Origin of the sequence: Pedobacter sp. AK013, from assembly GCF_014205835.1 — a bacterium.
GTDB lineage: Bacteria > Bacteroidota > Bacteroidia > Sphingobacteriales > Sphingobacteriaceae > Pedobacter.
On record NZ_JACHCQ010000041.1, the window covers coordinates 20,057 to 39,593 of the forward strand.

A 19,537-nucleotide genomic window follows, 5' to 3' on the forward strand; every position below is an offset into this window, starting at 1 on the left:
GATGATGAAATTTCAAATATTATTCGCTGTTGGTACATTATGCCTAAGTACTGTATGTATTGCCCAGAATACTTTTCCTATAACAGGTAATGTTGGCATTGGAACAAATTCTCCTGTTATTCGGTTACAAGTTCAAAAGGAATCTTCTGCTCCTGCGATTATGATTGGTGGAGGGTATACGGGGACGCCAAGATTGCAGATTTATGGTTTGGGGGAAGACCCTAGTGCTTGGATGGGGCTTGGGACAGATATGGGCGGGCATTCATATGAACACAGTATTTATTTTCCGAAAGCGCCATCCGGCAGTACTGTAGGGAGGTTGAGTATCGGTAATTATAATGGTAGTTTGTATCAATCCAGATTAACGATTTTAGATAATGGGAACATTGGTTTAGGTACCGAAAATCCTCAAAGCCTTTTGCATGTTGCTGGTGGATCTCTGATGGAGGATAATTTAAAAATTTTTGCTAAAGATGCCGCATGGGCTGAGGGAGTTTTGGTGGTAAAACCTTCAGGATGGGGCGGATTGAGGATAGCAAGATTAGATCCATTAACTAATAATTATGATGGCAATTGGGCAGTTGGCTATAATGCTAATACTGGGAATGATTTTTCAATTTCTAACCATGTTGGAAATGTGCAGTCAGATTATCTTTTTCATATTAATGCTGTAACCAAAAATGTAGGTATTGGTACTTCCACGCCTTCTGAGAAACTTGCGGTCAATGGAACAATTAAAGCAAAGGAAATTAAGGTAAATATGCAGGGCTGGCCTGATTATGTTTTCGCTACAGACTATCGTAAACTTAGTCTAGGTGAACTTGAAAAATATATTTCGGTTAATAAACACCTGCCGGGTCTTCCTTCGGCAAAAGAAGCCGAAAAGAATGGCATTGAACTTGGAGAAATGAATAAAAAACTGCTCGAAAAGATAGAAGAGCTTACTCTGTACATGATCAGCCAACAAAAAGAAATAGATGAATTGAAGAAGAAAGTTAAACAGTAAACAGTTTTCAGTTGGCAGTTTTCAGTTTTTTTAATAACCAATTATCAACAATTGTTTTAGACAATTTGACTATCAACCATGAACCAATAACCAAGCAATAACCAATTTGAAAGCACCAATGACTAATAAACCAATGAACTAAAAATATGCTCAAAGCCGGCGCTTTATATTTCTCCATCATTGTAGCTTTCATCATTGCAGCGATCTGTGCATCGCTGATCATGCTGGCTGCGCATTATCGCGGAAGTTACCTGCAAGAGATGCGGATGGCCAGGTTAAGCAGGAATATGGATTCGGGTATTGCTTATGTACTTGCAGAAAGTGCAAACAGCGGGCAAAACAACGTCGCTTTAGATCTCTTTGGCGACCAGACCGACAGCGTATTGATTGAAAAAAAACACTGGGGCATTTTTACTTTGGCTACCGTAAAAAGTTTCGTACTGGCCGATAGCCTGAAGCGGAGTTTTTTGATGGGGCAGGAAACCAGTAACGATGGTCTGGCGGTTTACCTCAGCGATGAAGACCGGCCTTTATCGGTTAGTGGCGATACCCGCATTACCGGTAATGTAGAAGTGCCCAAGGCAGGGATGCGCAAATCGTATGTAGATAGCCGGCCATATTCGGGCGATCAGCTGGTTTATGGTAAAATTGCCGACAGTAAACGAACACTGGGCGGATTGGAAAGCAAGTGGATTAAGGAAATAGAAAGCGAACTCGATTTTGATCTGGCGAAACTTCCCACTTTAAATGCTGATGATGAACAGGTTTCTTTTTTCGACAGGGTTAAAAAGTTTAATGTATCGGGCCTAAGTCAGATCACTAACCAGCTTTCAGGTCAGGTTATTTTGTATTCTGATACCACCGTGAAGATTTCGGCAGCGGCAAAACTTGATAATACCATCATTTATGCCAAAAGCATTGTAGTGGCCGATGGTTTTAAAGGCAATTGCCAGCTTTTTGCCAGAGATTCTATTGTTACAGGAAATGATGTAACCCTGAATTACCCATCGGTGCTGGGACTATTAAGTAAAGAAAAGATGGTTGATCAGGCCAAGGTTACACTGGGTAAAAACAATCGCTTTGAAGGCATTATTTTCAGTTACGAACCTAAAAGATCGGCATTGCAAACCCTGGTAAGCCTGGGCGAGCAAACTACGGTACAAGGCGAAGTGTACGCAACAGGACTGATTAAACTCGATAAGAAGGTAAAGGTAGCAGGAAAGGTTTCCTGTAACCGCTTTATCATGAAAACCCCCGCAACACTCTATGAGAATTTCCTGATTGATGTAATACTGAACAGAAAGGCAAGGAGCCGGGTATACCTTAGCTCGGCCATATTTACGGGGGGGGATGAAAGACAAAAAATATTGAGATGGCAAAATTAAAGGGCAAGCAACTCGAAGCCTCTACATTGATTGAGGTACTCATTGCCATGGTGATCATCATGGTTGTTTTTTCTATTGCGATGGGGCTTTTTTCCAATGTGCTTAGCGGCGGTGTATCCATGCGGAAAGTGCAGATCGGGCAGCAGCTGGAAAGCCTTAGGGTGCAGGTTGTTGAAAGTAGAAGTATTGAACAGGAAAATCTCCGGGTTGATAGTGTCGATTATAAAATCAGTGTAGTTAAACAGATTGCTCCAGCCATGCAGCTTTTGGAAATCAAGGCAAATGACCATGGAACACCGGCAGGTAATATCAGGTTTCTTTTAAAAATGAACGATGAAAGCAAAGAAAATTGAGGCCTATACCCTGATGGAAATAGCTATTGCTATGCTGCTGGCTGCAATATGTATGAGCATCTGTTACACGGCGTACAGTATGATTGGAGATTATTTTCGTGCTTTTCAGAAAAAAAATGCCGCCACAGAAGAAGTACTTACTTTACGCAGAACCATGGAAAGAGATATGGCTAAGGGCCGCTACCTGATCAGAACAGCCGAAGGAATCAATATCACCGGAGATAGTGTGAATATCGCTTACAAATTTGCAGATACAGTAATACTACGAAAGGCAGAAAATTTGCGTACCGATAGCTTTCATGTAAGTCCGGTTGAAACCAGTTTTCTTTTTGAAGGAAGGGAAAGCCTTGAGATGGATACCGTTGATCACATCAGTTTTAGGCTTAAAACGGAAAAACAACAGATGATCCCGATCACATTAGGGAAATTTTATAGTGCCCACGATTTACTTAAATAACATGCCATCAATAGATATTTCAAAAATCCAGAAAAAAAATGCTCCGCTCAAAGAAAAGGAGGAAGCAGGTTTTTTTGATTTTTTGAGCAAAGATATTTCTTTCGGAAAGGGTAAATTATCTGATAAGAAAAAGGAAGGGTTTTACAATGAACTGGGTACGCTGATCCGGTCGGGTATCGATATCCGCTCTGCGCTCGAACTTACGTCGGGTTCTTATACCCAAAAAAAGGATGTAGAACTTTTTTCTTCCGTACAGAAACAGGTAATAGCCGGTAAATCGCTGTCAGAAACCATGCAGGCCGAATCGAAATTCAGTCCATACGAATATTACAGTGTAAAAATAGGGGAAGAAACAGGTAAGCTTGGCGAGGTGCTGGGCGAACTGGCCAAATATTATAAATCGAAAATCAGTCAGCAACGGAAAATTATCGGTGCCATTACCTACCCACTATTGGTGCTGTTTACCTCTTTCGCAGCAGTGTTTTTTATGATCAAATTTGTGGTACCCATGTTTGCCGATGTTTTTAAACGTTTTGGCGGCAAGCTACCTTATATCACCTCACTCATCGTGAGTTTTTCCGATTGGTTCGATCGTTATATCTACCTCATGCTGTTGGTTATTGTAGCATTGGTGATTCTCTATTTTGTAAACCGGAATAAATTCTGGTTTAAAAAAGGAGCGGCCTTGCTCTTGCTCCGCATCCCGATAGTGGGCGAAATTACCAGGAAAATCTACCTGGCCCGTTTTGCCAATACCATGCGCCTGCTCACCGAAACCAATACCCCTTTGTTACAGGCCTTAGAACTGGTAAGGCAGATGATTACTTTTTACCCTGTAGAAAATTCGCTTCGCCTGGCTGAAAAAGATATCCTTTTAGGAAGCAGCCTCTCGGCAGCACTCTCTAAATATGATTTTTATCCCGCAAAATTTATCCAGATGATCAAAATTGCCGAAGAAGTAAACCGCCTCGAATACTTTTTTGAACAATTGGCCGAACAATATACCGAAGAGGTAGAATACAAAACCAATGCCATCAGCGGCTTATTGGAGCCTTTAATTATCATCTTTTTAGGGCTGGTAGTCGGGGTGATTTTGATTGCCATGTATCTGCCGATGTTCCAGATGAGCAGTAGTTTTTAAAAGTAGAATGAAATTAAATTCAGACCATTTATTATCCATTATAACGTTCAAACAAATAATTATATGCACAAATTCAAAATTCAATTCTTAATTATGATGATGATGTCTGCCGTACAGGCATATTCTCAATCGGGGAAGCCTAAGCCAATTATACCTTTGGCTCCTGAAGCAGCTGAATTTGCCAAGTATGGCTCCTTTCCAGTTTCACTAATCACAGGTACACCAAATATTGGGCTTCCTATCTACGACCTTAACACCGGATGGATTAAAATTCCTATTGGTTTAAGTTATAATGCTTCGGGCGTGCAGGTAAATCAAAGAGCCACTTGGGTTGGCCTTGGTTGGTCTTTAAACTCGGGTGGCGTAATTACCAGAACTATCAGGGGAAAAGCTGACGAATCCAATGGTGGATATTTTGAGTTGACTTATACAGCCGATCAGATTATGAACATGAATTCTCAAAATCAAACAGTTTTAAGAGGATTTGCAGATAATTCTTTTGATACACACCCAGATATTTTTAATTACAACCTACCGGGAGGAAAAAGCGGCCGATTTATTTTTTCTAAAGACCTGAATAAATTTCAGTCTATTCCTGATGAGGGAATAGAAATAACGAGAAATAGTACCGAAAATATTTATACCATTAGAGATGTTGATGGCAAGAGGTACTTTTTTACAGCTAAACAGACAGCAGGTTCTGATGACAATGGATTAAAGATTAATACTCAATCCTGGTATATCACCAAAATATTAAATGCTGACCAAAGAGATTCTGTAGTTTTTACCTATGATACGACTCCCAATGGTGGAGTACAAGGAGAAGAAACTACTTATACCTCAACCCGTACTTATAAAAATTATGACAATTCAAATATGTGGACAAATGAAGGTGTTACCACAACAGGGTCGAATTCCTTTACCAGCTATATGCAACCGGATGAGATTTTGTTTAAAAATGGTAAGATAAAATTTTACAGCGTTAACCCCCGGCAGGATTATTCAGGTAGGATGTTAGATAGTGTTGTGATTTTTAGTAAAAAAGATAACAATTACATAAGGTTAGAAAAATATGTTTTAGATCACGATTATTTTGTTTCCACAAACCCTAGTACGCGAGATTTTTATCGTTTACGCCTCAGTTCTTTTAGTAAGGTAAGCGTAAGTAACCCCAATGACAGACAGACACATACATTTGAGTATAATAACATCACTTTACCTAAGTACAATTCAACAAGCCAGGATTTTTGGGGTTATTACAACGGTACACCTGAGTGGAATGATTTGCTGCCGAAATCGCTACCTCGAGCACCTGAATTGGGGCTTTACCTGAACAATAATATGCCTATAGGTGTAGGTAACCGTGATGGTAATCCTGAATACGTGAAGGCTGGGGTTTTAGAAAAAATAGTTTTTCCGACTAAAGGTTACACCAGGTTTAATTTTGAATCGAACAATTACATTGGGCGAGATATCCAAAACAATATTGTTACCAATTCATTTGCCAATTTAAATAATTATGGTATAGGGAAGCGAAAGATCAGCACCGCAACGACCACATTTACCTGGCCAGAAAATGCTTATACAAATGAAGCCATTTTTATCATAGAATTTTCTGCCCACACGAACCCAAGTGCAATTGATGTAGCACAAAAAGTAATCATAAAGGATTTAACAGGCGGAACACAGTGGATTTATGAACATACGGGTGACTTTACTCAAAACCAAACCATTAATCCAGGACTTATGCTGGTTCCAAACCATCAATACGAAATTAAAAGTTTAATTGATGATGTATCTGCCACTTATATTAAGATTAATGCCACTTCCAAATACATGGTTACTACCCAAGATAATAATATTAAATATGGAGGAGGCCTAAGAATAGCCGATATTACCAGTTTTGATGAAAACAATGTGATTAAAGGCAAAGATATATATACCTATTTTAGCAATCAAGGAGGAGCAAATGTTGGCGCTGTTACCCGGGATGATTTATCTAGAAATGAAAATTATTATCAGGTTGAAGAGGATCAATATCAGTGTGCAGGTGGTGCATGTACCTGTAATCCAAAAATAGTAAGGTACATTAATTACGTGGGGTCTCCAACCTACCCGTCTGGAGATTTTGCTGGAGGTAAGGTTGTTTACAATCAAGTAACCAAAACGAGTGTAGATGCGTTAGGTAAACCGAACGGAAAATTGATGACTGAGTTTCGGACAGATGCAATATTAAATGCAAATTCAATCTACAACCCCAATACACCTGGCGGAAGAGATTATTTTGAAAATACTACTTACCAGGCAAGCCAACCTATTTACGAGGGTACTTACAAATATGATACGGCTTTAAATGACTTTAAACTTACAAATGCAAAAAACTATGCTTATTCAGGCTTAAACGGTTATTCTGAAAGATTTGCTAATGTATTCCGAATTAGGTTTTTCCCTTTAGGAAGTTGCTCGTGGGAAGACGATGTAAGGTCTTTAGACTATCGCATATCTATGAGTGCATTTAAACTTTCTTCCATTGAAGAAATTAATTATAATGATTCGGGAGATATCACCACTTTAACCAACCTATCTTACAATAATGTAAATTTACTGGTAAACCAAACCACAAAACAAAGCAGTAATGGTAAAATTTTTAAAACCATTAGTAAATATCCCAGCGACTATAGTGATGCTAGTTTCGGTTCGGATTTGTTAAGAAATCAATTTGTTAATGACGTTGTATTAGATCAAACAGAATATGTAAATGATCAGTTAGTTTCGAGAGATGTTACCAATTATGCTAATTTTAATGGCATTATCAAGCCTTCGTTAATTCAGAAACTTTCTACCAGCACACAAGCACTGGAAGACAGGATTAAGTTTACAGATTATGATTACTTTGGCAATTTACGCTGTATCTATAATGTTGGGGGTGCTAAAACTGCTTATATATACAGCTATAATTCACTTTATCCCATAACAGAAATTAAAAACGCCGATTATGCCAGCATTGAATCAATACTTGGATCAGGTACTGTCAGTAATTTTGCTGCATCCGACCCTACAGATTTGGAGGTAAATTCATTGGTTAACACTTTGAGAAATTCTCCATTAATGAAGAATTCTCAGATTGCTTCCTATACCTACAAGCCTTTGGTGGGGATGACCAGCAGTACTGATGCCAAAGGCATGACCACCTATTACGAGTACGATGCCTTTCAGCGTTTAAAAGCAGTAAAAGACCAGAACGGCAACATTTTAAAACAGACCGATTACCACTATAAAAACTAAGACGCTCCATGAAACAACATCTAAAATATTTTTACGCTGTAGCAGCGCTATTGCTGCTTGTTGGCCGCTCTTCTGCCCAGAAAGTGGTATCGGTTTATAATGGCGAAAGCGAAATCAGTGCACCATCGAGTGTAACCCTTACCGATGGTTTCCATACCATGGGTCCGGTACGGATTTTTACCACGGGTTTGAGTTATCTGAACTGCCAGCCGCTCTCTTCAACGCCAAGTACCAACCAGAACTATATCAGTACGAAGATATTCAAACAGCCGGGCATAGACCCGAACAATCTTTCTGGTCGCAGCATTTGTGAGGTAAATGAAACGATCCAGTACTTCGATGGTTTGGGCAGGCCATTACAAACCGTTCAGGTTCAGGGTAGTCCGGGTTTTAAGGACATTGTACAGCCGGTTGCCTATGATGCCTTTGGCCGCGAACAATTTAAATACCAGCCCTATGCCGCACAGACCGGAACCAATGGCAATTACCGTACAGCTGCGCTGGCCGATCAGCTGGCTTTTTACAACAGCCCAACGGCTGGGGTAAAAGCAACAGGTTATCCCTTTGCCGAAACGGTTTTCGAAGCCTCACCACTAAACCGGGTATTGCAGCAGGGTGCCCCAGGTGCAGATTGGCAAATTAACAGTGGGCATACCCTTAAAACCGATTATGGCACCAATACCCTGGATGAGGTAAAACTGTGGATCGTTAACAACGCTGGTAATGGTGCTGCAGCCAGTGTTTACGAGCCAGGAAAACTCTATAAAACCACTCTTAAGGACGAAAACTGGAAACCAGCAGATGTAAAGGCAGGTACTACGGAAGAGTTCAAGGATTTTGAAGGGCGTGTGGTACTGAAACGGGTATGGGAAACCGATGACAAAAAGCTGAGTACCTATTACGTGTACGATGACCTGGGCAACCTGCGTTATGTGCTCCCACCGGCAGTAAACGAAAACGGGCAGGCAGCGTTAAGCACTTTTGACGAAAGCCAGACGGTTTTCGACCAGTTTATCTACGGTTACCGTTACGATGGCCGCAAAAGGCTGGTGGAGAAGAAAATCCCTGGCAAGGGCTGGGAGTTTATGGTGTACAACAAACTCGACCAGGTGGTGATGAGCCAGGATGCGAATCAACGAAACAAAAGCCCGCAGGAATGGCTGTATAGTAAATACGATGCCTTTGGCAGGATAGTAGCTACGGGGCTTTACGCGCAGGCGGGTACCACTGCCGACAACGGGGCGGTTCCCCAGCGTGGAGCGAAGGATGCCCTTCAGACCGGACTGGACAACCAGGCACAGCAGATTGCCAACGGTGATGTTTCTATATCGTTATGGGAGACCCGCAATGGTACGGATTATGATTCAAAGTCCTTTCCACAGAGTGGAGGTAATTTGCTGACGGTAAGCTACTACGACGATTATGATTTTGTAGATAATATCTTTGGCCAGCCCGGCCCAGGCCAGGCGCCTGCAGCACGGACCAAAAGCCTGCTGACAGGAACCAAGATAAAGAACCTGGGTACAGGCGCCATGCTGCTTACCGTAAACTATTACGACCTGGAAGGGCGTATACTGCAGAGCAAGAGCAGCAACCACCTGAATGGTACCGATGTGGTAGACAATACCTGGAACTTTGATGGCAGCCTGAAAGCGAGCACGCGTACCCACACGGTAGGTGGGGCAGTTACCACCATTGCCAACCGCTACGAGTACGATCATGTGGGCCGCAAGATCGCCACTTTCGAGAACATCAACGATAAAGGCGAAATTGCATTGAGCCACCTGGAGTATAACGAAATCGGGCAGCTGAGTAAAAAGAACCTGCACAACGATAGCCAGGCCACTACCTTTGCCTACAACGAGCGTGGCTGGATGAAGAACAGTACCTCCGATCAGTTCAGTATGGAATTGAAATATAACGATGGTATCCTTGCGCAGTTCAATGGCAATATCTCAGGTCAGAGTTATACCAACGGTACGGCCAATACATTCAGTTATACTTATGACAGACTGAACCGCTTAACCAACTCGACAGCAGGCAACAACCTGGGCGAAGCCATTAGTTACGATATAATGGGCAATATTGCCAGTTTAACCCGCGACAATTTTGGTACGAACAATTATACCGGCTACAATGGCAACAGGTTAACAGCTATCAGTGGTTTTACCAACAGCAGTTATGGTTACGATGTGAATGGTAACCTCACCAGCGATAGCCAGAAGAACATCATTCTGGGGTACAACTTCCTTAATCTGCCACAAACGGTAAGTGGGAGTCAGAATTTAAACTATACTTACAGTGCTGCTGGCGAAAAACTGAAAAAACAAAATGGAGGAACTACAACCGATTATGTTGGGGGCATCCAGTACACTAATGGAAATATAGATTTTATCCAGACCGAGGAGGGCTTAGCCCGTAGAAGTGGCAGTAATTACAGTTACGAATATAACCTGAGCGATCATTTGGGCAATGTAAGGGCAACTTTTTACCAGAACCCGACGACCAACCAACTGGAAGTACTGCAGCGTGATGATTACTATGCATTTGGGTTGAGAAAAGTTGCAACTGGGGGAACAAATAAATATCTTTACAATGGCAAGGAGTTGCAGGAAGAGTTGGGACAGTATGACTACGGCGCAAGGTTCTATGACCCTGTGATAGGCCGCTGGAACGTGGTAGATCCGTTGGCAGAGAAGTTTTATTCTATTAATCCATATAATTATACGGACAACAATCCTGTAAATAATACCGATCCTGATGGGATGGATATTGTCTATGGAGCCAATTCAACCACCTATACAGGGGCAGATGCGCAGTCGGCGTTTTCCCAGTTGCAAAGCCAAATGTCTTCTAGGCAGAATAATGACCCGCCAGCTTGGTTACAGAAAGTGCTTAATTATTTCGGTTTTGGTACTAAGGGGCCAAGGGATGCCCAAGAGGCTTCAGAACAAAGCGACAGACGGGAAGCATTGCTCTCTAATAACGCAAAAGTCGAAGAGAATATGAAAATTGCCGAAGATATTCCAGTAGCTGGTGGGCTATTGAAAATATCAAAAGGTGCAATGGGAACTTTTTCCGGAGGGAAAGATTATGGTTCGGTTGTTTCTGGGGGTGGTAACGTTTTGTTTGATATCGCTGGCGGTAGTATAGTGAAAAATGGTCTTAAGGTAATGACTAAAGATGTTCTAGGCCATATTTTTAGAAATGCTGTCGGTCACGTTAACCCCTCAACGGTAGAGTCAATGGGCAGGTATATAAAATTATTTGAGAATGTAGCTAGTGATACCAAAAATTTAAATTCAGCCGTTTTGTCCAATTATCAAAGAGGAGCTGGTGGTTTTCAGGGCTTTACTCAGACCTTTAAGAACGGAAAGCAAGTTTGGGTACAAACATTCAATGGGAAAATCATTAATGCAGGCGTAAACGTAGTGCCAAAATAGTTAAAAAACAGTATCAACACATGAATAAGGCAATAATAAAAGACATAGAAAAAAAGTATATTGAAGCAGTTAAATGCTATGAGGAAGAGATAAATGGAAATAGTCATCCGGATATTAATTGTTTCATAAACTTAGCTTTTTTATACTGGTCATTTGCAACTGAACAAATTGAATTTAATGAGCCCAATAAGATACCTGAGGAATGGAGTTTAATTGGAGGGGAAAATTTTCTGCCTACGCTTGACAAGGGACTGGAAAATTATCCTGGCAATTTGGAATTGATTTTTTGGAAGCAATACCTCTCATATAGGCTTTATATGACTGATTTTTCTGAGAATGACTGCAAGAGCCTGATAAAACAATATGGAAACGAGAATAGTCTGGTTCCCTATTTTTTTCTTTATCTCTTTGATGAAAAATCACATTCGGAAAAAATAAATGAGTTAAGGAAAATATGTAAAGGTCTGCCTACGGCAAAAAATATTTATATAAGTTCATTTATAGAGAATTGATCCATCTAGTCTTAGCAGATATGAATATAATTGTACCAAAGCCCAGCTGTTTAAAAACTGCTGGGCTTTGTCATTTCTGCAGGAGTCCAAGTTTAAGCAATCTTGCTTTGATTGCTCCGTAGGTGCGAAAATGCAGTTTGGCAAGCTGTGTAATCTTGATGCCTTCGTTAAAGCGTTGTGAGAGTAAGTTATCCTCTTGTCAATCCAGACTAAACCTCTGTTTCGTTTTTCGGTGAGGGCTTCGAGTTGGTTAACGGCGAAGAATAATGCCCTGATGATTTCGGGCTGGTTGTATGGGCTGTCTGCAGGGAATACTTCCCCGGTTACGGGGTCGGTGCCGGCTGCCAAAGCCTGGAGCATCTCCAGGTGGCGGTTTTTATCCTGCATAGGCTTTACCGGTTTTGGCATCACGGATGATTGCGTTAGCCAGGAAAAGGAGCTTGTCCTTAATGGAGGGTTCGAGTTCCTCTATTTCGTCAATAAGCTTTAGGGTCTGTTTATCAAAGCCTGTCTTGCTGCCTTCCCCGGCCAGGTAATCGAGCGATACTTCGAGTGTATCGGCTATCTTTTTGGCTACCTCAACCGATGGCGAAACCTCGTTTCGTTCGTACCTGCCGATAATCTCACGAGATACATTTGCCTGTTTGGCCAAATCGGCCTGAGAAAGCTTTTTGGCCTTGCGTAGGGTGGTTATTTTATCGCCTATGTTCATAATAATGCACAAAAGGATACTTAATCCAGTTGAATAGTTCAAATGTAGAGAACAAAAGTTAATAAATAAAATAATTGTTCTCTTGATAAAAACAAATCATTGTTTACATTTGTGCAGAATAGTTCTCATAAAACTTTTTATCCACATGGCCAAACTCATTTCCGAAAACCCCGAACTGCTGCTCTATCTCGATGGTAAATTACATCTAACCGTTTTGGGCGGTATAAAACTAACCGGTTTGGACAGATTGAAAGTAACCTTAAAAATCAGAAAAGCCTCCCCAACCGGGGGAGGTTTGGAGGGGGCTGCATACAGGCACAACCTGGACTTGTACAACGGCATCCAGACCGAGCAATTGATTGAGAAAGCTTCGGAAACGTTGGACGTCAGCACGAGCGAAACCAGTCAGGTCATCAGTCGATTGATAACCGAACTGGAAAACTACCGGGCAACGAGGCTGGAAGAGATGAAGCCCAAACAGCCAGAAAAACGGGAACTATCAGAAACAGAGCGAAAACAGGCTATCAACTTTCTAAAATCCCCAAACCTGTTGGGACGTACAAAAGAAGCGATAAAATTGAGCGGACTAATTGGCGAGGAGACCAACAGTATGATTGCCTATCTGACCTATACGAGCAGGAAGCGCCATGTTCCGCTGCACCTGATGTGTTTGGGCGCAAGCGGAACTGGTAAGACCTGGCTGCAGGAAAAAGTATCTGAACTCATGCCAGAAGAAGACAAACTGGAAATTACCACATTATCCAGCAACGCTTTTTATTATTTCGGCAGGGAAGAACTGAAACACAAACTGCTATTAATTGAAGACCTGGACGGGGCAGAAAGCGTGCTTTATCCATTACGGGAACTACAGAGCAAACGGAAAATCAGTAAAACGGTAACCCTGAAAGACAATAAAGGCAACCTAAAAACGGTCACTTTGAACGTTGAGGGGCCGGTTTGCGTGAGCGGTTGCACCACCAGGGAACAGCTTTACGAAGATAACGCCAACCGCTGCATATTGCTCTATATGGACAATAGTACCGAGCAGGACAGAAATATTATGGATTACCAACGTAAACTAAGTGCAGGGAAGGTTGACCAGGCGGAGGAACAACAAATCAGAAACCAGATTAAAAATGTACAGCGGCTGCTGAAACCAATTACCGTTAAAAACCCTTATGCCACCTTTCTGCAACTGCCGGAAGCGGTTTTCAAGCCGAGAAGAACAATGCTCTTGTTGTTGCTCTTTACCGAAACCATCACCTATTACCACCAGTACCAACGCATTCTAAAAACAGATACCGATACTGGCGAACAATATATTGAAAGTACGATTGAGGATGTAGAAAATGCCTTTACGCTACTGGAAAACACCATATTGAAGAAAAGCGACGAGCTGAACGATGCCTGCCGGGGTTTCTTTGAAAAACTGAAAGCATATCTAAAAGAACAGGATACGGAAGCCTTTTATGCGAAAGAGGTTCGTTCGGTGTTCCGGCTAAGCCCGAGTAGCTTGAAGCGTTACCTGTTCGAACTGGAACGGATGGGCTATATCAAAATCGTTCGTGGCAACCGTTACAAAGGCTTTGAATACAAAATAAACAATTGGAACGACCTGGAAAGTTTGCAGAACGATAGCCAAAATATGGTAAAAACGATACTGGAAAATATCAAAAGCGTAGCCCGTAGTTCAGTAGTAGCCCAAAGTGCGAATGGGCTACATAACGGGCAGAAAACCAGTAAGAAAGTGGTGGTAGCCCAAGAAAAGTAAAAAATGCAGGGCAGGATGAAAATAAAACTCACAAATCCGCTTTACAGCCGTCTACAAGTTGGTTTCAGCGAGTGGCTTCGGATATTGAACTTTGAGCAGAGCAGTCAAAGGGATATGCCCAAGATGCTGAACGAGTTCCTGCAATATCTAATTGAAAAAAAATGTAACCAAATCAGCGAAATAACTGAAAGCCACATTCAGGACTACCTAAACCATTTATCTGAACGTCCGAGCAGAACCCGGCCAGGAGCATTAAGCCAGAACTATATCCGTAAACATCTGCAGGTGGTCAAAAAGTTCAGCAGATACCTTGCGGAGAGCAACCAGGAAAGCTTTGAAGTAAATATCAAGCTGAAAGGAAAAACGAGCAACATCAAAAGCATACTGACCCAAAAGGAAATAGCCAAACTCTATGAAGCGACCAAGGAAGATAAGCTGGGCTTTAGGGACAGGGCAATGCTGGCACTTTATTACGGTTGTGGCCTAAGGAAAAACGAAGGCTTGGCGATGAATGTTGAAGATGTATTGCTGGAAAAAGAACTGGTCTATGTGAGAAAAGGCAAAGGCTACAAAGAACGAATGGTACCATTAACAGGCAGAAACAAAGAAGACATTGAAAACTACCTGAACTATTCAAGACCACATCTAATCCATAAAAAAGAGCAGGCCCTGCTACTCAATATCAACGGTAAAAGGCTGAAAACGGTATTCGAGCGAATACAAAAGTTAAAATCAGAGGCGAAAATAAACAAGCCCATCGGTTCACATACCCTGCGCCATAGCATCGCTACGCATCTTTTAGCTTCTGGAATGAAACTGGAGCATATTCAAAGGTTCCTGGGGCATAGTTCACTGGAAAGTACCCAAATCTATACACACGTTGCCAATGAGCTTTGACGAATACTTAAAAGAACAGGGCTTTAAGTCCGATACTGTCAATCAGCACCAGGCGTATATCCGTTACTTTTTGTGCTGGCTTACTGATATGGGCATCTTTCTGAACAATGTTGGCTACAGCGAAATACTGGACTTTGCAGATTCGCTCAAAAAGGAAGAAAAGAGTATCAATCAGATAAACAGGTGTTTGAAATCAATCGAATATTACTTTTCCTACATTAAAAAAGAAAATAAAATAACAAGTCTTCCAATATCAAATGTTAAGCTGAAAGGCTCAATACGGAATATTCCACACGACCTTTTGGAAAAGACAGAACTGGAGGAACTTTATGAAAAGTATGAAATCAAGGACGAGCGAACCCATCGGAACAAGGTTATATTGGGTTTGCTGGTTTACCAGGCATTGACCAGGAGCGAACTGGAAATGTTACGTCCGGAGCATTTGAAACTAAGGGAGGGTAAAATCCACATTCCCCAAACCAATAAGAACAATAGCAGAAATCTAAGTTTACAGCCACACCAAATCTTAGACCTTCAGGAGTATCTATTGATTGTCCGACCAAAATTACAAAGCAAAACTGAGAGACTTTTTACTGGTAGAAACGATATGGAAAGCCTGAAAAACAGTCTGCTCCATCTGAACCACGCCTTAAGAAAAATCAATCCAAAGTTAAAGAATGCGATGCAGATAAGGCAAAGTGTAATCACTGAATGGCTGAAAGAAAATAACTTAAGAACGGTTCAGTATATGGCCGGGCATCGTTATGTGAGCAGTACCGAACTTTACCAGACCAATAATCTCGAAGACTTGAAAGAAGCCCTGAACAAACACCATCCATTGAAATAGCACACAGACCCCGGGCAAAAAATCCAGCCTGCTCGTGCCTCGCTTCCCCCTGTCTTTTTTGCCCTTAGCCCGGCCGGCCCTTCTGGCGGTTTTTAGGCGGACTTTTTGTACCCCAGCATGGCAGCACATATACCTTACAGTACGAGTTCCCCTACCTTACAGGCATATAAGCTGCCGCCCCCTCCAACAAAAAGTCCGCCTAAAAACCGCCCCAAAGCAAAATAACATAACACGCATTATAAAACAGCCCCACGATTCCGGCACACAAACCAAAGCCGTCGTTATAATGGGTGTTATGTTAAATAGCCGCTCTTCCCGACGCCTGGCCACCGCACCGCCGTCTCCCTCCGGTCAGTCAGCGGCGAAGCCTGCGGCAGCAAGGCAAAGATTGATAAATGGTAAATGGTTCAGTGGAAGACTGGTCGGGGGAACAACGGTAGAAGTTCTCATCAGGGACATTGCACCCGCCCAACCTCTCAGGGATAGAAAGAGCCGCACCAGCCAGTACACAAAACCAAAGCTCTTTCCATCCCTTTGAGGGAAGAGATGTCGCCCGGGAATGTTGAAAAAAAGAACCGATGGAAAAAATAAAAGCCATTATCTTTATGTTACTGGCGAAAGCGGACACAGGCTCTGCTGAGGAGCAACCTGCGAGGAAATACACCAGTGTGCGACGAAGTATAACGTTGAAAAGGAAGTCAGGGCTAAGGTTCTGGCTTTTCTTTTTTTGTTCATACTTCAGAGCACTCAATGCCTAAAAAAACCTAAAAATCCCGGAGGGAACAAAAAAAAATGCACTGACAACAGGCTTGTAAAAACGGAACAAAAAACTAACTTTACGCATAAGGAACGTTCTTTATAACAGTTTAAAAATGCGGTAGGGAAAATCGGAAAACGGCCAAAAAGTTGTGGTAGGCAGTACGATTACGGCGCAAGGTTCTATGACCCGGTGATAGGGAGGTGGAATGTAATTGACCCGCTGGCGGAGAAGATGCGGAGACATTCTCCATATAATTATGGATTCAATAATCCGATTAGATTTGTCGATCCAGATGGGATGATTCCGACTCCGGCTGAAGCTGCTAGAATGGCTGCACATGTTTATGGAGATAAAAAAGATAATATACTCAAAGGTGGATGGCGTGTTTCAAAAAGAGATTTTGGTATTTCGCTTACAGATAATAATGGTCTGAAGTCTCAAGTTTATGAGAGAGTTGTAAAAGGTAAAGTAACCGAATACTCCTATGCAACCGCTGGAACAGAAGCAAGTTGGAAAGATGCTGGTGCTGATGTAAAACAGCCATTAGGTCTATCAAAACAGTATGAAAGTGCAGCTGATAATGCTAAAAAACTTTCAAGTGCTCTAGGTAACATGGAATTGACTTTTACAGGGCATTCTTTGGGAGGAGGGGAAGCAGCTTTAAATGCTTTAATTACAGATAGAAAGGCAATTACATTTAATGCAGCCGGAGTTGGAGATATTACAAAGTTTGTGGAAGGAAATTGGAAAACACCGTTTAAATCAGAAAAGAATATTGACGCATATATTTTGAGAACAGATCCTTTAAATACTATTCAAAATAATAGTCCTATACTTCCAGATGTAAATGGTAAGAAGCATTATCTAATGCCTCAAGATTTGCCGTCTGTCTACAATGGTCACAGTATGGATAATGTATTGAAGAATTTTGATGTGAAATAAATAAACTATGAACAGATTAATAATAATATCGATAATTCTATTGGTTATGTTTCATTCTTGTACTAACGTCAATAGGGATAAATCTGTAGATAGATCTAAATTAACTGAGGATGATTATCGCCTTTTTCAAAACACACCTGCTTGGATGCTTGCGATAGCAGTACAAGATGGAGATGAAAAAAAGATAATTGAAATCGTATCAAAATCACCGCAGGTAATTAATGCTCAGGAACCTCAATATGGTAATACACTTTTAATGCTCACTATAATTAATCAACAGTTTGAGCAATTTAAGGTTTTACTTGATAATAAGGCAGATGTAACTATACATAATACTTACAATGGAACTTCTGCATTGATTGAAGCTTGTTCGTCTAAACAGTACAATATTAATTTTGTAAGGTTACTTTTACGTCAAGGTGCAGATGTAAATGATATAGAATGTGGTAAAAGGCGTGAGGGAAATAGTACTAGATTGACACCATTAATAGCGGCTTCAAAAACAGGAAACCTGGATCTAATTAGATTACTTATTGACAAAGACGCAAATATAAACTATAGAAACGAGTTTGATCAATCTGCTCTTAGTGAGTCTGTTATGATTGGTAGGTATGATGTGGTTATTTATTTATTACAAAATGGAGCCGATTTTAAAACACCTATTTTCTACAGACCTGATTATACTATTCCTTCAGACTCAAAAAATGCTGCAAATAGAGGAAAAGCAATGTATTTAGTAGATCTTTTAAGAGAGAATTTTTCTGATTTTGAAACAAATGAATATAAATACAAAATGCAGGTCGTAGCATATTTAAAAAAAAATGGAATAGATTACAGGAATGCACCAATACCTAATTTTATCAAAAGCAAAGCTCAAGAGAAATATCCAAACAATTGGAGACAATATCTGGATAAATATTAAGAACTCCACATCTGTCTGTAGTCTTGAGCGCTAGATTGAGCATTAGAAGATCACAGACTAATTAAGTCTATTTTAAACTTGAAACGGATATGTATGTTATTAGAAATTTGTAGTTCTACTAGCAGGTCTTAGCGCATTGCTAAGCCCAAAATTTAACTAACAAAGCAAAGCGCGGCAATTTCAACTGCGGCGCTTTGCTTTTTCTACCAGTTCTTAATTCCCAATTAAAAGTATTGAAAAGTTTGCCATAACCAATCCGCAAGGGCTTAAATTAGTTTACCCCTTTATTACTCAAAAATCCCTTTCCCATCAACACTATAACTGTAAATCACCATGTATTCGATGCCATTCTTTTCAAAATGCTCAATAGGAATATCACCCTTTTCGAAATAGGCCGATTTGCTTTCTTCAGGAACGCCACAAAGAATAATATTGGGTTCTATAGGATGATAAACAATATCATGTCTGTTGCTTGCTATAGTCATCAATTCGGATAAACTTTTGCCCGATCCTTTTTTGTGACACTTTGGATGGTGTGGACGCTGATTGGCTGATACCCAGGCGCCAGGCACCATCGGTTTATAAAATTTGCCAAAAGGAATATCGAACCGGCGGGGCAAAAAACAAGAGGCTATTGTCCCGTTGGGTGTAATGGTTCCGGTTTCGATAAAGAAATGACTAACCTGTATCCAGTGCCGGGTAAGCTGATACACGTATTCCCTGATCGCGTTTTGCCCATCCTCTAAAAATTCTGCCCAACCGGTGTAGCGTGGCATAGTCATCATGATTTCGGAAACAGTTCCATCAATATGATGCAAGGTGGCCTTAACCGCGCAAATGGCAGGTAATACATTCGTGTAATTGGCTTCAGCTGCAACCTGAACAGGGAGCTGTGTGTTTTGGTTTTTACAATTGTTGTTTCGCATAACATTGTTAAAAAGATCCTGGGTGCTGCGAAACAACAATAAACTCTTTTCAGAGAAAATTTAGATACGGTGCCAAACCGCTCACCCAGGAATATTGTTAAAATTGATTTGCTTATTTAATTGTCCTCTGTCTAAGTTGAAAATTCTGTTTATTATTATTTCGCAAAGGCAATTTAGA

Annotated in this window: 15 protein-coding genes and 1 pseudogene; 13 read left to right on the forward strand and 3 right to left on the reverse strand. The window is 41.1% G+C overall.

Features of this window, described 5'->3' with window-relative positions:
* Position 1: 1 nt before the first annotated feature.
* The 8 genes from HDC90_RS21770 to HDC90_RS21805 all read left to right on the forward strand — a co-directional run bounded on the left by HDC90_RS21770 (position 2) and on the right by HDC90_RS21805 (position 11,582).
* Complete coding sequence (locus HDC90_RS21770; protein WP_184470190.1) at positions 2-1,006, forward strand: hypothetical protein; 1,005 nt, start codon at positions 2-4, stop codon at positions 1,004-1,006.
* A 146-nt stretch (positions 1,007-1,152) separates the two neighbouring features.
* Entirely contained in the window at positions 1,153-2,391 is a 1,239-nt protein-coding gene (locus HDC90_RS21775; RefSeq protein WP_184470192.1) for a hypothetical protein, read from the forward strand.
* Positions 2,379-2,744, forward strand: a complete 366-nt coding sequence (locus tag HDC90_RS21780) for a type II secretion system protein (protein WP_184470194.1) — start codon at positions 2,379-2,381, stop codon at positions 2,742-2,744. The genes HDC90_RS21775 and HDC90_RS21780 overlap by 13 nt, the downstream gene beginning before the upstream one ends.
* Positions 2,725-3,201, forward strand: coding sequence for a type II secretion system protein J (locus tag HDC90_RS21785; protein WP_184470196.1), 477 nt, complete (start codon positions 2,725-2,727; stop codon positions 3,199-3,201). The genes HDC90_RS21780 and HDC90_RS21785 overlap by 20 nt, the downstream gene beginning before the upstream one ends.
* A gap of 1 nt (position 3,202) precedes the next feature.
* Positions 3,203-4,342 (forward strand): type II secretion system F family protein, encoded by a 1,140-nt coding sequence (locus tag HDC90_RS21790; protein ID WP_184470198.1) that lies wholly within the window; start codon positions 3,203-3,205, stop codon positions 4,340-4,342.
* A 63-nt stretch (positions 4,343-4,405) separates the two neighbouring features.
* Positions 4,406-7,627, forward strand: coding sequence for a hypothetical protein (locus HDC90_RS21795; protein ID WP_184470200.1), 3,222 nt, complete (start codon positions 4,406-4,408; stop codon positions 7,625-7,627).
* A gap of 8 nt (positions 7,628-7,635) precedes the next feature.
* Positions 7,636-11,070: a DUF6443 domain-containing protein gene (locus HDC90_RS21800; RefSeq protein ID WP_184470202.1), complete on the forward strand. Its 3,435-nt coding sequence runs from the start codon at positions 7,636-7,638 to the stop codon at positions 11,068-11,070.
* A 20-nt stretch (positions 11,071-11,090) separates the two neighbouring features.
* Complete coding sequence (locus HDC90_RS21805; protein WP_184470204.1) at positions 11,091-11,582, forward strand: hypothetical protein; 492 nt, start codon at positions 11,091-11,093, stop codon at positions 11,580-11,582.
* Here HDC90_RS21805 and HDC90_RS21810 read toward each other — a convergent pair.
* Both HDC90_RS21810 and HDC90_RS21815 read right to left on the reverse strand, forming a co-directional pair.
* The gene (locus tag HDC90_RS21810) at positions 11,565-11,990 is read right to left on the reverse strand and encodes a hypothetical protein (protein ID WP_184470206.1); all 426 of its coding nucleotides are present in this window, start codon (positions 11,988-11,990) and stop codon (positions 11,565-11,567) included. The two genes, HDC90_RS21805 and HDC90_RS21810, sit on opposite strands and share 18 nt — an antisense overlap.
* The gene (locus tag HDC90_RS21815; RefSeq protein WP_184470208.1) at positions 11,959-12,294 is read right to left on the reverse strand and encodes a helix-turn-helix domain-containing protein; all 336 of its coding nucleotides are present in this window, start codon (positions 12,292-12,294) and stop codon (positions 11,959-11,961) included. The genes HDC90_RS21810 and HDC90_RS21815 overlap by 32 nt, the downstream gene beginning before the upstream one ends.
* 145 nt (positions 12,295-12,439) lie before the next feature.
* Here HDC90_RS21815 and HDC90_RS21820 point away from each other — a divergent pair, with 145 nt between their 5' ends.
* The 5 genes and pseudogenes from HDC90_RS21820 to HDC90_RS21840 all read left to right on the forward strand — a co-directional run bounded on the left by HDC90_RS21820 (position 12,440) and on the right by HDC90_RS21840 (position 18,433).
* Positions 12,440-14,065: a hypothetical protein gene (locus HDC90_RS21820; protein WP_184470210.1), complete on the forward strand. Its 1,626-nt coding sequence runs from the start codon at positions 12,440-12,442 to the stop codon at positions 14,063-14,065.
* Between the two features lie 15 nt (positions 14,066-14,080).
* Positions 14,081-14,962 (forward strand): tyrosine-type recombinase/integrase, encoded by an 882-nt coding sequence (locus HDC90_RS21825; protein WP_184470212.1) that lies wholly within the window; start codon positions 14,081-14,083, stop codon positions 14,960-14,962.
* Positions 14,952-15,809 carry a site-specific integrase gene (locus HDC90_RS21830; protein WP_184470214.1) on the forward strand — a complete coding sequence of 286 codons (858 nt, stop codon included), beginning with the start codon at positions 14,952-14,954 and terminating at the stop codon, positions 15,807-15,809. The genes HDC90_RS21825 and HDC90_RS21830 overlap by 11 nt, the downstream gene beginning before the upstream one ends.
* 913 nt (positions 15,810-16,722) lie before the next feature.
* Positions 16,723-17,511: pseudogene (locus HDC90_RS21835) on the forward strand (RHS repeat-associated core domain-containing protein); the annotation flags it as partial.
* Positions 17,512-17,518: 7 nt separating this feature from the next.
* Entirely contained in the window at positions 17,519-18,433 is a 915-nt protein-coding gene (locus tag HDC90_RS21840) for an ankyrin repeat domain-containing protein (protein WP_184470216.1), read from the forward strand.
* 287 nt (positions 18,434-18,720) lie between these two features.
* On the opposite strand, the gene HDC90_RS21845 is transcribed toward HDC90_RS21840, so the two are convergent.
* A complete protein-coding gene (locus HDC90_RS21845; RefSeq protein ID WP_184470218.1) occupies positions 18,721-19,359 on the reverse strand; it encodes a hypothetical protein in 639 nt (212 codons plus the stop codon).
* Between the last annotated feature and the right edge of the window lie 178 nt (positions 19,360-19,537).